The organism is Streptomyces sp. NBC_00328, from assembly GCF_036139655.1.
In the GTDB taxonomy this organism is placed as follows: domain Bacteria; phylum Actinomycetota; class Actinomycetes; order Streptomycetales; family Streptomycetaceae; genus Streptomyces.
This window is the reverse complement of the sequence record NZ_CP108013.1, coordinates 882,346-896,433: the sequence shown is the minus strand read 5'-3', so window position 1 is coordinate 896,433 and position 14,088 is coordinate 882,346. Positions and strand designations below refer to the sequence as shown.

Genomic DNA, 14,088 nt, shown 5'->3' with positions numbered 1-14,088 from the left:
ATCCCGGATCCCGGATCCCGGCAGACGGCAGACGGCAGACGGCAGACGGCTGAGCGGACAGCCGATGGCGGATCGCCGAGGCGGACTGCGGCCGACGGTCGGTCGGCGGACTCGTCGGCGGTGATCGTTTCGGCGCGCGGCCCTGTGGCGGGCCACCCATGCGGCCTAGGCTTCCGACGTGAACAGCACCCAGTGGGACATCTCGCAGTCGATACGGATCCGGCCGGGCGTCCCGGCCGACGCACCGGCCATTCTGGACATGCTCGATGGAGCGGTGGTCTGGATGAACGCCCGGGGCAACACCGAGCAGTGGGGCACGACCCCGTACTCGGGGACGGCGAACGGGGCGGAGCGTGTCCGGCGGTACATGACCGAGAACGCGCCCTTCGTCGCGGAGGCCGACGGAACACCCGTCGGAGCCCTGGTCCTCGACACCGGGCCCAGCCCGCAGATGCCGATCAAGCCCGCCGCGGAACCCGAGCGGTACGTCCGGCTGCTGGTGTCCGACCGCCGGTACGCCGGCCGCGGCATCGGGGCCGCGCTGCTGGCCCACGCCGCCGAGGAGACACGGCGGGCCGGAGTCGAACTGCTGCGGGTCGACTGCTGGGCGGGCGGCGGGGGCCAACTGGTCGCGTTCTACGAGCGCCAGGGATTCACCCCCGCCGAGCGATTCCTGTCCGGGACCTGGCCGGGCCAGGTGCTGGCCCGGCGGATCGTCGTGCCGCGTGAGCGGAGCGGTCAGGCGAGGTAGTCGGCGACGAGTTCGGCGAACTCCTCCGGCGCCGCGAGTCTGACCCCCAGGGTCTCGGCCTTGGCGCGCTTGGACCCGGCGCCCTCGCCCGCCACGACCAGGGTCGTCTTCTTCGACACGCTGGAGGAGGAACGGCCGCCGGCGCGTTCGATGAGCTCGTTCATCTGGTTGCGGCTGAGCTGCTCCAGAGCCCCGGTCATCGCACCCGTGACCACCACCGTCATCCCGGCCAGCGGCCCGCCGGCGCTCCCGCCCTCCTCCGCGTCCGGGCCGCCCTCGCCGCCCTCGCCGCCCTCGCCGGGCGGGGCGGGCGGGGTGGCCCCGGGCTCGGTCATGTTGACCCCGGCGGCGACGAGCCTGTCGATGAGCGGGGCCAGTTCGACCAGCTCCGCGACGATCGAGGGGGCCTTCTCCGTGCCGATGCCCTCGACCCGCTGCATCGTTTCCGTATCCGCCGAGCGCACCTCGTCCATGGTGGCGAAGTACCGGGCGATGCGCCGGGACATGGAGCGGCCCGTACCGCGGACACCGAGCGCGCACAGCACCCGTGACAGCGGCCGGCCCTTGGCCGCCTCGATCGCCGCGAGGAGGTTGTCCGTGCTGGTCTCACCCATCCGCTCCAGGCCGAGCAGCTGCTCGCGGGTCAGGCTGAACAGCCCGGCGAGATCGGCGACCAGACCGCTCTCCACGAGCTGGACGACCCGCGTGTGACCGAGGCCCTCGATGTCGAGCTGGTCGCGGCCCGCCGCGTACGAGAGCGCGGCGACGAGATGGCAGTTGCGGCCCTGCTCGCAGCGCCACCGCTGCTCGCTGGTGTCGATGGCGGATCCGCAGTTCGGGCACGTCTCGGGGAAGACGATGGGCTGTTCCTCACCGGTCCGCAGATGGGCGACGGGCGCTTCGATCCGCGGGATGACGTCACCGGCGCGGTGGACCATCACGTGGTCGCCCAGCCGCAGATCGCGGCGCGTGATGTCCGCCGGGTTGTGGAGGGTGGCGTACGTGATGGTCGAGCCGTCGATCTCGACCGGCTCCAGCACGCCGCGCGGGGCGATGATGCCGGTGCGGCCCACGTTCCACTCGACCGCCAGCAGCCGGGTGATCTTCTCGACGGCCGGGAGCTTGTACGCGATCGCCCAGCGCGGCGCGCGGGAACCTGACCCGGCGGCCCGCTGGTCGGCCGCCAGGTCGGCCTTGACGACGATCCCGTCGATCCCGAACGGCAGCTCGGCGCGCAGCGCCCCGATCTCCTGGACGCGGGCCAGGACCTGCTCGGCGGTCGCCGCCGTGATCCCGGGGACGGCCGTGCTCGCGGTGGTGTTCACGCCCAGCTCGGCCGCCCGCGCCATGAGTTCGCTGTGCGCGAGCTCGGCCAGCCGCGCGGCCTCCTCGGCCCCGGTGCCGGACACCGGCAGCAGGCCGTAGCCGAAGAAGGTCATCGGCACCGTGTAGGCGCGTTCCTTGGCGCGCAGCGTGCCCGCCGCGGCGTTGCGCGGGTTCGCGAACGGCTGCCCGCCGTGCGCGGTGCGCACCTCGTTGGCGTGTTCGAACTGCGCCGTCGTCATGAGGACTTCGCCGCGCACCTCCAGCGTGAGGGGCTCGGTGAGCTCGCCGGGCAGGCCCTCGATCGTCCCGATCGCGTGCGACACGTCCTCACCGGCCGTGCCGTCCCCACGGGTGATCAGCCGGGTGAGCCGGCCCTGGTGGTAGCGCGCCGCGATGGCCAGGCCGTCGAGCTTCGGTTCGACGCTGTACCGCTCCACCTCGTGACCGGTCCGCCGGGCCAGCGACGCCGTCCAGGCGGTGAACTCCTCGGGCGAGAAGACATTGTCCAGGCTCAGCATCGGCACCGTGTGCGGGACGTCCCCCTCGACGGCGCCGCCCGCGACCTTCCCTGTCGGCGAGTCGGGCAGCACCTGACCGGGATGCTCGGCCTCCCAGACGGCGATGCCGCGCACGAGCCGGTCGTACGCGTCGTCGTCCAGCACGGACGTGCCGCCCTCGTAGTAGGCGGCCGACGCCTTCAACGCGTCCTCGACCGCCTGCGCGTAGGCGACGGCATCCACGATCACTGCAACAGGTGTTGTCATACCCGTCATCCTGCCTGCCACCACTGACAATGCCCTCCGGAGCAGGCCTGGAGGCTGTGGAGAGCGGTCGCCGCGGACACCCCGTGCACGGCCGTCTCCTACGACGACGGCCGTCACTGGCCTACGGGGCGCCTGGGTCCTGCGGCCACCGGCCACCGGACCGCCCGATCCGGCGCCCCGCACGAGTGATTCGTGTCTCTCAGGGCCCGCACTTGGGACGATGCGGGCAACAGCGTCACGCGGGAGGTGACACGGGCCCACGGCTTGAAGTAGACCTTGGAGGAACCGTGAGTTCGGGCAGGCCACGGGTTTTCGCAGCCCCCGTCCCGTCCGGCGTCACTACGCCGACTTCAAGGAGTGGCCCATGCTCGCCGCGCTCGGTCTCGGTCCGGCCGAGGAGGAGATCTACCGCCTCCTGGTGGCCCGGGGACGGGCTGCCGTCCCTGAACTGGCCGCCGACGGTGGCCGCCCCGAGTCCGAGGTGCGTGAAGTCCTCACCGATCTGGCCGGGCGCGGTCTCGTCGTGCGCCTGGCGGGCGAGGGCGCGGTCACCAGGTATCTCGCGGCACCCCCCGCGGTGGCGCTGGGCGGGGAACTGCGGCGGCGCCGCGACGAGTTGAGCGCGGCGGAGCACGCGGTGCTCACTCTCGCGGAGCAGCACCGCACGGGTGCCGAGGGCGGCGCGGTGGAAGTGATCAGTGACATCGACGCGGTTCGCCACCGGTTCAGACAGCTCCAGGAGTCCGCCCGGCAACAAGTGAGGGCGATGATGGTGCCCGAACAGACCGTCGTGTCGCGCAGCGACAACGTCGCGGAGGGGGCCGGAGTCCGGCGTGGCGTGCTCTACCGGACGATCTTGCACCGGGAGGCGCTGACCGAGCCCGGAGCGCTGGCCCAGGCCCTCGGGGCGCTCGAGGCCGGACAGCAGGTCAGGGTCGCCGACGCCGTGCCGGTCAAACTCATGATCGCGGACCACGAACTGGCGATGCTTCCCCTGTTCAGCGGCCGCAACACCGCGGCCGCCTCGGTGCTGGTGCACGTCGGCGGGCTGTTGGACGCGCTGGTCGCCTATTTCGAACTGGCCTGGGAGCAGGCGTACCCGCTGTCGCCGCACACGACGGGCGACGGCGTCGCCGAGCAACGCGCGGACGCCATAGACGCGTTCGACGCCAGGATGCTCGCCCTGGTCCTCGCGGGACTCACCGACCAGGCGGTCGGTGCGCGCCTCGGCGTCTCCCGCCGCACGGTACAGCGGCGCATCGGTGAACTCATGACGCGGGCAGGCGTGGAGAGCCGTATCCAGCTCGGCTGGCACGCCGCGCGCAGGGGGTGGGCCTGACGGCCCGGCAGGCGGCCGTTCCGGGCGTCAGTGTCCCCGGACCGCGGGTGAGGGCCGTACGGACCGGGTGACGACGAGGTCCGGCTCGCGCGGACCGGGAGGCAGGCCCGTGCCGACGTCCGCCTGACGCAGCTCGGCCAGCAACTCGGTCTGTCCGGCGAGCAGTTCGGTCAGGATGCGGCGGGCGGCGCGCAGCAGCTCGGCGACATCGCCGCCCGCCAGGGCGTAACTGACGGTCGATCCCTCGCGGATCGACACCACGATCCCCGAGCGGCGCAGCACGGCCAACTGCTGCGAAAGGTTGGAGGGTTCGACCTCGATCTCGCTGAGCAGGTCGCGCACCGAGACGGGTCCGCTCTGCAGCAGTTCCAGGACCCGGATGCGCACCGGGTGTCCGAGCATGCGGAAGAACTCGGCCTTGGCCTGGTAGAGGGGAACCTGCCTGGTCAAAATCGTTCGCTCCCTGCCGCCTGGGGACGGTCTGTTGCTCCGGCTGGTGCGGTGGCTCTCCGCTGCTCAGGCTGGTGCGGTGGCTTCCGAGCGCCCGCCGCGAGCGGTGCCGTAAGGACCGATCCTGGCGGCTCCGCCTCCGCATACCCACGTGATTGAGCCGATCTGGATGTACCCAATTGAAGAAGTCTTCAAGTCGTGGGCATGCGAAGGCGCGGAGAACGTGGCTGTCTACACCTCTAGTTCGGATTCGATGCGTGCGAGCTGGTGGCGGGCCATGGCCAGGTTCGAGGTCGCCTTGTTGAGCACGAGGTACAGGAACAGTCCGTTGCCGTTGCGGCCCGTGAGCGGCCGGATCACGTGGTACTGGTTCTCGAGCGTGATGAGCACGTCCTCGATCTTGCTCTTGAGCCCGAGATGTTCCATCGTGCGCACCTTGGCCCGGACCACGTCGGTGTTGCCGGCCGCGGCGACGTTCAGATCGAGATCCTTGCCGCCCCCCAGCGTGCCCAGCGCCATGCCGCTCGTGTAGTCGACGAGGGCCACGCCCAGCGAGCCCTCGATCGACGTCATCGTCTCCTTGAGGGAGATCTCCACATTTGCCATACCGATGTCTCCTTCGGGTCACCGCGCGGACGGAGGAGTTCCCGACCGGCCGGTGACTCGGACCCTACGGACCGTCCGCGACGTGCGGCCGGGTTGTTTCGGGACTGGCGGAAGGAGCATCGAAAGGCGTACGGGATGACAGATGGTTGATCGCCGGTGACCGGTTGTTGATCAGGGATGGCGCCCGGCGCCCCCTGCGCCGGTGGCCGCGAAGTCCGCGAACCACGCCAGCATCTCCGGGTGCGTGATGGACCCCTCGCTGCTGACCTCGCCGGGGCGGGCGCCCTGGAGGACGCGTTTGACCGGGACCTCGAGCTTCTTGCCGGTGAGGGTGCGCGGGACGGCGGGGACCGGCACGATCACGTCGGGCACATGGCGCGGGGACAGCCGGCTCCTGATGGCCGTGGCGATGCGGCGGCGCAGACCGTCGTCGAGCGCGGTTCCCTCGGCGGGTACGACGAACAGCGGCATGAAGTAGGCGCCGTCGGGCTGTTCCACCCCGATGACGAGACTGTCGGCGATCTCCGGGAGCTGGTCGACGACGGCGTAGATGTCGGCGGAACCCATGCGCACACCCGAGCGGTTCAGGGTGGAGTCGGAGCGGCCCGCGACGACGACCGACAGGTCCGGGTCGATGGTGACCCAGTCACCGTGCCGCCACACCCCGGGGTAGGTGTCGAAGTAGCTGGCCCGGTAGCGGGCGCCGTCCGGATCGCCGACGAAGCGCAGCGGCATGGACGGTAGCGGCGCCGTCACCACCAGCTCGCCCTGTTCGCCCGTCAGCGGCCGTCCCTCGGGGTCCCAGGAGGCCAGGGCGACGCCGAGGGAGGGCGCCTGGATGCGGCCGACGCGGACGGGCAGCAGCGGGGTGCTTCCCGCGAGCACGGAGCAGACGTCCGTGCCGCCGCAGATGGACTGGAGCCGCACTCCGGGCGCCAGCCGGTCGTGGACCCAGCGCCAGGTGCTCGGCGGCAGGGTCGACCCGGTCTGCAGGACGGTCCGCAGCCGCCCGAGGCCGAACGTGTCCGCGGGACGCGTGTCCGCCTTCTCGGCGGCGGTGAGATAGGCGGCGCCCACGCCGAGCACGGTCGCACCGGTCCGTTCGGCGATCTCCCAGGCGCCGTCGATGCCGGGATACGTCGGGCTGCCGTCGTACAGGACGACGGTGCTGCCGTGCAGCAGCCCTCCTACCAGGAAGTTCCACACCATCCAGCTGGTGGAGGTGATGAAGAGGTAGCGGTCGTCGGCGCGCAGGTCGACGCCCAGGCCCAGTGCCTTGAGCAGTTCGACCACGATGCCGCCGTGGCCCTGGACGATCCCCTTCGGTATTCCCGTGGTTCCCGACGACCACAGGATCCACAACGGGTGGTCGAAGGGCAGGTCGGCGAACTCCGTCGGACCGTCCGCGGACGGCAGCGCGGACCAGGCGTGCTGGTGGACGTCGGGCCGGCCGGACCACGGCTCCGCCGGGGTGTCGAAGACGTTCTCGACGGCCAGGACGTGGCGGACGGTGGGCAGCCCGTCCGCGAGTTCGGCGACCTCGGGGCGCCGGTCGTAGGTCTTGCCGCCGTAGCGGTATCCGTCCGCCGCCACGAGGACGGCGGGCCCTGCCTGGCGGAGCCGGGCGAGCACGCTGGGCGTGCCGAAGTCCGGGGAACAGGCCGTCCACACGGCGCCGACGGCGGCCGTGGCGAGCAGCGCCACCACGGTCTGGCGGAGGTTGGGGAGATATCCGGCCACGCAGTCGCCGGGCTCCACGCCCATGCGGCGCAGTGCCGCCGCGACATCGGCGACCTGCCGGCGCAGCTCGCGCCAGGAGGTCTCCTCGGGGGTGCCGCCCTCGGTCAGACAGACGAGCGCGGGGCGGGCGTCCGTGGCCTGGGCGAAGCAGCGTTCGGCGAAGTTCAGCCGGGCGCCGGGGAACCAGTCGGCTCCCGGCATCGACGCCTGGCCCAGTACCTCGTCGTAGTCGGTGACCGCGTCCAGCCCGTAGAACTCCCACACCGCCGACCAGAATCCCGCGAGGTCGGTGGAACTCCACCGCCACAGCTCGGCGTAGTCGGAGAAGTGGAGTCCCCGTACTTCGCCCACCCAGTTCATGAAGCTCGCTGCGTTGGAGTCCTCCAACTCGCGGCGACCGGGGGACCACAGCAGGTCGGTGTCGGTGTTCATCGGGTGCCTTCCTGGGCTGGACGCGGCGTTCAGCCGGTTTCCACGTCGTGGAGCAGTTCTTCCGCGCGCGGCCACGGGCCGTAGCCGGACGCGGGGTTGAGATGGCCGACCTCGCCGAGTTCCACCAGGGCGCCGCCCCAGTCGCGGGCCAGTCCGGCGACCTGCTCGGCCGTGCCGAGGGGGTCGTTCGCGCTGGCGGCGACGACGCTGGGGAAGGGCAGCGGGGTCCGGGGTACCGGTGTCCAGCCGTGCTCGACGAGCACTTCGGGCGTCGGATAACCCTCGGGCAGAGGGGTGTCGAAGTCCGGCGGCGTCACGAGCAGCGCTCCGCGCACCTGTGCCGTGTGTCCCGCGGCCCAGTGGACCGTGGTGATCACGCCGGCGCTGTGCGCGACGAGCACGACGGGGCCCTCGGCCTCCGAGACCACCTTGTCGAGGGCCGCCACGCGGGCCGCGCGGCTCAGGGAGTCCTCGGTGAGCGGCGGGACGGTGCGCACGGTGCGCCCGGCCTCCGTCAGCCTCTCCGCCAGCAGGGTCTGCCAGTGGTCCTCGACGTGATCGCGCAGCCCCGGGACGATCACGACGACCGGGTCGGTCCGGGTGCTCACGCGGTCACCACCGCGTCCTCCGGCTCCGGCGCCGGGGCACCCGTCAGACGGAGCAGGTCACGCTCGTAGAAGTGACGGCCGACCAGGAACGCGAGGGTGGCGCCGAGCGCGGCGAGCGGGATGACCCGCAGGGCGCCGAGCAGTCCCATGTGGTCGGCGAGCGCGCCTGTCACGGCGGGCCCGGGAGCCAGCCCGAGCAGGCTGTTGGCGAGGGTCAGGGTGGCGAAGGCCGTCGCGGAGATGGCCGCGGGGGTCAGGTTGGCCACCATGGCGGTCGCGGGACCGGCGGTGCCGGCCGACAGCAGGGCTCCGGCCGCCAGCACCGCGAGCTGGAGAGGTCCGGTCGGCAGCCGGAAGGCGGCCATGAGCAGGACGAGCGAGCCGATGCTGCACCCGATGGCGACCGCCCATTTGCGGATGGGGAACGCCCGGCAGATGCGGTCGGAGACGATGCCGCCGCCGATCATGCCGACGCCGATCACGAGGATGAAGATGCCGGCGGTAGCGCCCGCCTTGGCGGTGGGCATGTCGTAGTAGCGGTTGAAGAAGCTGGGCAGCCAGGCCATCAGGGAGGCGGCGATGAACAGTTGGAGACCGCTGCCCACGTAGGCGCTGATCACCGACACGGAGGAGAACAGCCGGGGCAGCAGCACGCGCAGCCGGCCCTGCGGTCCGGGACCGGGCCCGGTGTCGGTGGAACCGGCTTCCGGCGTCAGCCTCTTCTCGGTGACGACGACCCCGTAGACCGCGGCCAGGACCAGACCGAAGATGCCCATGAAGCCGAACGCCCAGCGCCAGCCGAGGTGTTCGGCGACCGCGCCGCCGATCGACACGCCGAGGACCGAACCGAAGGCGCCGCCCGCTATGAACGCACCGGAGAGGGTGGCGCGCAGACCGATCGGGAAGATGCTCAGGACGACGGCGATGCCGACGCTTCCGTACGCCGCCTCACCGATGCCGACGAAGAGCCGGCCGACGAGCATCTGGTCGTAGCTCGCGGAGACCGCGCAGCCCAGGGTCGCCACGCTCCACATCACCGCGGCCAGCAGCAGGCTCTTGACCCGGCCCCAGCGGTCGGCCATGAGTGACATGGGGAACGTGAGCAGGCCGACCATGAGGGCGACGACGCTGCTGAGCGTGCCGAGTCTCGCGTCCGAGAGCAGCCACTCGCTCTTGAGGTCGGGGAAGACGGCGTTGAGGACCTGCCGGGACATGTAGTCGGACAGCAGCAGGCCGAAACTGAGGGCGAAGACCACCCAGGCGTAGCGTCGGGACACGGGCCATCCGGACGAGGCGGTCGTGTCCGTCTCGGGGATGGGCCCAGCAGTGGTGTGCAAGTCCATTGTCATCACCTCACGCGCTCTTGGAGAAAGGGGCTAGAACGGTCTGTCGCCGACGATTCCCGCGCGCTCCATCCGGCGGACGGCGGGCCAGTAGTCCTGTACGGCGTAGTGCTGGGTGGAGCGGTTGTCCCAGATGGCGACACTGTTCGGGGTCCAGCGCCAGCGCACCTGGTACTCCGGGATCGCGGCCTGGCCGATCAGGTAGTTGAGCAGGAGGCCCGCGCCGGGGGCGAAGTCCTGCCCGAACCGCACGTTCTCCGGCGTGTGGTAGTTGACGAAGTGGGTGGCGAACGCGTTGACGAAGAGGATCTCCTCGCCGGTCTCCGGGTGGACGCGCACCACCGGGTGTTCCGCGTCGGGGAACCGCTCCTTGAGAGCGTGCCGCTTCTCCTGCGGCATGGCGGCGCCGAACGTGGCCTCGATGCTGTGCCGGGCCCGCAGGCCACGGATCTTGGTGCGGATGTCCTCGGGCAGTCGGCGGTACGCCTCGGCCATGTTCACCCAGATCGTGTCCCCGCCGACGGGAGGCCCTTCGATACACCGCAGCACGGCGCCCATGGGCGGGTTCTCGCGCCACGTGGCATCGGTGTGCAGGGCGTTCTCGTAGTGCTCCGCCGGGCTGTCGAGGTCCTTGTAGATCCGCACCAGGCCGGGGTTCTCGGGGTCGCTGCCGGCCACCGGGTGGTCCTCCAGCGCGCCGAACCGTTCGGCGAAGGCGACGTGTTCGGCGCGCGTGATGTCCTGGTCGCGCAGGAACAGCACCTTGTACTGGAGCAACAGAGACCTGATCTCCTCGAAGAGGTCGTCGTCGCGTGCGGCGTCGCCGAGGTTCACTCCGGACAGTTCCGCGCCGATGGTACAGGTCAGCGGTTCGACCTTGATCGAGCCGCGGTGGTGGGCGCGGACCGGGGCGCCCTCGGGGGGAGCGAGCGTGTGGTCCATGGTGCTTCCTCCTGGAGAGAGTGGAGTTGACCGAGGGGGAGCGGTGGGGCTCAGAGCACGAAGACGGACGATCCGGTGGTCTGCCCCGCTTCCAGGTCGCGGTGTGCCTGGGCGGCGTCCTCGAGGGCGTACCGCTGGTTGACCTCGATGGTGATGCGGCCGGAGGTGACGTGGCCGAAGAGCTCGCCCGCGAGCTCCGCCCGTTCCGCGGGGTCCGCGATGTAGTCGGCGAGCGCCGGCCGGGTGACGAACAGGGAGCCCTGGACGGCGAGTTGCATGGCGTCGATGGGCGGGACGGGGCCGGAGGCGGTGCCGAAGCAGACGAGCAGGCCGCAGCGGCGCAGCGATGCGAGCGAGGAGGCGTAGGTGGTCCTGCCGACGCTGTCGAAGGCCACCGGGACCCCGGCGCCGTCGGTGAGTTCGCGCACCCGCTCGGCCACGTTCTCGCGCTTGTAGTGGATGACGTGGTCGCAGCCGTGCGCCCGGGCCAGCTCGGCCTTCTCCTCGGTGGAGACGGTGCCGATGACGTTCAGTCCGAGCAGCTTGGCCCACTGGCAGACTATGAGGCCGACGCCGCCGGCCGCCGCCGTCAGCAGGATCGTGTCACCCGCCTTGAGAGGGTGGATCCTGCGGAGCAGGTACGCGGAGGTCAGACCGCGCATGGTCATCGCGGCCGCGGTCTCGAAGGCGATACCGTCCGGCAGCTTGATCAGGGAGCCGACGGGCATGACGCGCTCGGTGCTGTAGGCGCCGAGCGGACTTCCCGTGTACGTGACCCGGTCGCCCTCGGTGAACTCGGTGACGCCCGTGCCGACCGCCTCGATCACGCCCGCGGCCTCGACGCCGAGCCCGGCGGGCAGCGGCGCGGGGTAGAGCCCGGTGCGGAAGTAGGTGTCGGCGAAGTTGAGTCCGACGGCGTGGTGGCGGATCCGGACCTCGCCGGGGCCGGGGTCGCCGACGACGACCTCCTCCCAGCGCAGGACCTCGGGACCGCCGGTCTCCTTGAATCGAATGGCGTGGGCCACTGGGGGGCTCCGTTGTTCGTGTCGGGTGGATGGGGAGAGGAGGGGACCGCCGGAACCGGGGGGTCTGGCCCCGGCGGCCCCGTGGCGTGTGCTTCCGCCCCGTCCGGGCGGATGGCACCGCGGGGCCGGGCGCCGGCCCGGCCGGCCGCACCGGCGATCGGTGCGGCAGCCGGCGTATCGCGGGCCGGCATCCGGCGGCCGCGTCGTGGTGCGGTGGAGCGCCGTCGGGTCAGGCGTCGCGGAGCATGAAGCCGCGCTGTCCGGGACGGCGGTTGGGCACCATGCCGAGCTGGGCGAGCGTCTCGTCGGTGCTGGAGTAGGTCTCGCCGATCTTGTAGATCTTCCTGGCCTCCGCGCCGGTCGCGATGTCACGGCCGAGCGCCTGCGAGATCTGCACCATCTGCTCGATCTGCTCGACGCTGGACATGCGCTGGCCCTTGCGCCCCCACAGGTTGTCCTCGTTGCCCACCCGGACGTGCACGCCGAGTGCGATGCCGATCGCGTTCATGGGCGCCACGGCGCGCATGGAGCTCTCGATGGTGAGGACGGCGCCGTCGGGGACGCGGCGGACGAACTCGATCAGGTCGGCGGGATGCCGGCCCGCGAAACCGCCGCCGATCGCGACGTAGTTGAGGACCAGAGGCCCTGTGTGGACACCGGACCGGATCAGCCGCTCCACGGTTTCGAGCTGGGCCAGGGTCGCGAGCTGGAAGTGCGGCTGGATACCGCTCGCGCTCAGCCGCTTGAGGTGCTCCAGGTAGAAGTCCGGACCGGCCTCCAGGTACATGTCCCGGTACGCCTTGTAGTAGTCCGGCTTGGCGATCGAGGTGCCCTCCAGATCGTCGTCGGTCATGATCTCGACGATGTTCATCTGGCTGGTGTTGATCGCGATGGTGACCTGGTCCGGCTTCGGGTCCAGGTCGGCGAGCATGTGACGGCTGTCGAAGTCGAGCCACTTGGCGTCCGCGCCCTCGCCCTCCGGGGCGAACGAGATGGACCCGCCGATCTGCAGGACCATGTCCGGCACGGCTTCGCGCAGCCGTCCGACCAGCTCGTTGAACATGGACAGCCGCTTGGAGCCCTTGCCGTCGAGCTCGCGGACGTGGATGTGGAGGACGGTGGCACCGGCGTTGTAGCAGTCGACGGCCGCCTGCACGTGCTCGTCCATCGTCAGGGGCAGGTCGTCGGCGTCGCCGGGAAGCCATTCGGGCCCGTAGGGAGCGGCCTGGATGACGAGCTTTTCCTGGTTCTCGGGGAACAGTGAGTCGTCGTGGAAGTGCACGGTCCGTCTCCTTCGTCGGATCGGTGATCACTCGCCGGGGGCATCGCCGCGCGCTGCGCGGGCCTGGGACGTCCGGCGGGGATCGATGCGGGTCACCGGTGACAGCGGGCGCGAGGTGGCCCGCTGCGATCGGCCGGTCCGGAGGGAGCCTGGGGGAGTGGCTCGGCTCCCTCCGACGGCCGACCGCGTTGTGCTGTGCGGTGGTGCAAAGGTAGGGCCGAGTCCAGGGACGCGCTTGCCTTCAGGAGACAGATGATTTGTCATTTGGGGACACCTGTGACGCGGGACTCAGTTGTGTGTGCCGCACGGCCGAGGTGCGGGTCCCACCCGTCCCTCCCGTCATCCAGGGGGAGTTGCTACGGAGTCCTGCTCTCGCGCCACGCTCGGGGGCTGCATCCGAACTGCTCGCGGAACCATCGCGAGAACCCGCTCAGGGACGAGAACCCCAGCAGGTCGGAGATCTCCGTCAGCGACCGCCGGGGGTTCGCCACGAACTGTTCCGCGAGATGGCGCCGGGTGACATTGAGGAGCGAGGAGAAGGTCTCGCCCGACCCGGCCAGATGGCGGTGGACCGTGCGCCGGTCGACGCCGAGGCTGCGCGCCACCTGCTCGACCGAGCAGCGCCCGGTGGGCAGCAGGACCTCGATCAGTTCGCGCACCCGGTCCGCGGCGCTGGTGTCCTTCGGTACGGCGATCGCGTCGAAGTACTGACGGGCGTACTCGCGCATCAGCGGGTCCGCCATGGCGTTCGGCGCGTCGAGGTCGTCGGCGTAGAAGACGATCCCGTCGATCTCGCGGTCGAACTCCACGATGGGCCCGAACGCGTCCTGGTGTGCCGAGGTGTCCGCCGGCGCGGAGTGGCGGAACCATACGGACAGCGGCCGCCAGCGGGCGTGCAGGAAGTCGCTCAGGATGCGGTGGAAGGCGACGACGGCCAGTTCCGTCGCCTGCCGGGACTCCATGGCCTCGCCGAGCCTCAGGTCCACCTTCAGCGTTGCCAGCCCGTCGCCCTCGGACAGCCGGGTGTGCAGCACCTCGTTGTACATGTACTGATGGCGGATCAGCATCTCCAGCGCGCTGCGCACGTCCGGTTCCTCGCGGACGACCAGGCTGATGGGGCCGAGCGTGGAGAAGCGGCGGAACTCGGCGAGGAGGACCCCGAAGTCCTCGTGGCCCGACTCGGCCGCCGACAGTTCCAGCACCTGGACGGCGGCCGTGCCGGAGATCCACCGGTCCTGGACGGTGAGCGCGGCGGTGTCCAGGCCCACCTGCTTCAGCAGTGCCTGCGGATCGATCCCGAGGGAGCGGCACAGCTCGACGTAGCCGCTCAGGGCGGCGGTGCGGACCAGAGGTCTCATGGGCACGCTCCAGGGATGTCCCGAAAAGCCAAGTCTCCTGTCCCGCCACGACAAGCGCGGCGGTGGTCGAGGAACCTAGCATGACGCCGTTCACCGGCCGGGCCTGCTCAGGGGTCATTCTC

General features: G+C 71.0%; 12 protein-coding genes. 2 read left to right on the top strand and 10 right to left on the bottom strand.

The window, feature by feature from the left end:
• Window positions 1–259 precede the first annotated feature (259 nt).
• Entirely contained in the window at window positions 260–751 is a 492-nt protein-coding gene (locus OG485_RS03760) for a GNAT family N-acetyltransferase (RefSeq protein ID WP_328674230.1), read from the top strand.
• Here the strand turns inward: OG485_RS03760 and ligA are convergent.
• Window positions 739–2,841 carry an NAD-dependent DNA ligase LigA gene (ligA, locus tag OG485_RS03755; RefSeq protein WP_328664495.1) on the bottom strand — a complete coding sequence of 701 codons (2,103 nt, stop codon included), beginning with the start codon at window positions 2,839–2,841 and terminating at the stop codon, window positions 739–741. The two genes, OG485_RS03760 and ligA, sit on opposite strands and share 13 nt — an antisense overlap.
• Window positions 2,842–3,205: 364 nt before the next feature.
• On the opposite strand from ligA, the gene OG485_RS03750 reads away from it, so the two are divergent.
• Entirely contained in the window at window positions 3,206–4,180 is a 975-nt protein-coding gene (locus OG485_RS03750; protein WP_328664493.1) for a helix-turn-helix domain-containing protein, read from the top strand.
• Window positions 4,181–4,207: 27 nt separating this feature from the next.
• Here OG485_RS03750 and OG485_RS03745 read toward each other — a convergent pair whose 3' ends face one another.
• The 9 genes from OG485_RS03745 to OG485_RS03705 form a co-directional block, all read right to left on the bottom strand.
• Window positions 4,208–4,582: an ArsR/SmtB family transcription factor gene (locus OG485_RS03745; RefSeq protein WP_389157841.1), complete on the bottom strand. Its 375-nt coding sequence runs from the start codon at window positions 4,580–4,582 to the stop codon at window positions 4,208–4,210.
• 279 nt (window positions 4,583–4,861) lie between these two features.
• Window positions 4,862–5,236 carry a hypothetical protein gene (locus tag OG485_RS03740; protein ID WP_328664489.1) on the bottom strand — a complete coding sequence of 125 codons (375 nt, stop codon included), beginning with the start codon at window positions 5,234–5,236 and terminating at the stop codon, window positions 4,862–4,864.
• A gap of 171 nt (window positions 5,237–5,407) precedes the next feature.
• Window positions 5,408–7,408 carry an acetoacetate--CoA ligase gene (locus tag OG485_RS03735; protein WP_328664487.1) on the bottom strand — a complete coding sequence of 667 codons (2,001 nt, stop codon included), beginning with the start codon at window positions 7,406–7,408 and terminating at the stop codon, window positions 5,408–5,410.
• A 29-nt stretch (window positions 7,409–7,437) separates the two neighbouring features.
• Window positions 7,438–8,016, bottom strand: coding sequence for an RBBP9/YdeN family alpha/beta hydrolase (locus tag OG485_RS03730; RefSeq protein ID WP_328664483.1), 579 nt, complete (start codon window positions 8,014–8,016; stop codon window positions 7,438–7,440).
• Window positions 8,013–9,359, bottom strand: coding sequence for an MFS transporter (locus OG485_RS03725; RefSeq protein WP_328664481.1), 1,347 nt, complete (start codon window positions 9,357–9,359; stop codon window positions 8,013–8,015). The genes OG485_RS03730 and OG485_RS03725 overlap by 4 nt, the downstream gene beginning before the upstream one ends.
• Window positions 9,360–9,392: 33 nt before the next feature.
• Entirely contained in the window at window positions 9,393–10,301 is a 909-nt protein-coding gene (locus OG485_RS03720; RefSeq protein ID WP_328664479.1) for a TauD/TfdA dioxygenase family protein, read from the bottom strand.
• Between the two features lie 50 nt (window positions 10,302–10,351).
• On the bottom strand, window positions 10,352–11,326 hold the full coding sequence (locus OG485_RS03715) for a quinone oxidoreductase family protein (protein WP_328664476.1): 975 nt from the start codon (window positions 11,324–11,326) through the stop codon (window positions 10,352–10,354).
• Window positions 11,327–11,555: 229 nt separating this feature from the next.
• A complete protein-coding gene (locus OG485_RS03710; protein ID WP_328664473.1) occupies window positions 11,556–12,608 on the bottom strand; it encodes a 3-keto-5-aminohexanoate cleavage protein in 1,053 nt (350 codons plus the stop codon).
• 356 nt (window positions 12,609–12,964) lie between these two features.
• Window positions 12,965–13,966: an AraC family transcriptional regulator ligand-binding domain-containing protein gene (locus OG485_RS03705; protein ID WP_328664471.1), complete on the bottom strand. Its 1,002-nt coding sequence runs from the start codon at window positions 13,964–13,966 to the stop codon at window positions 12,965–12,967.
• Between the last annotated feature and the right edge of the window lie 122 nt (window positions 13,967–14,088).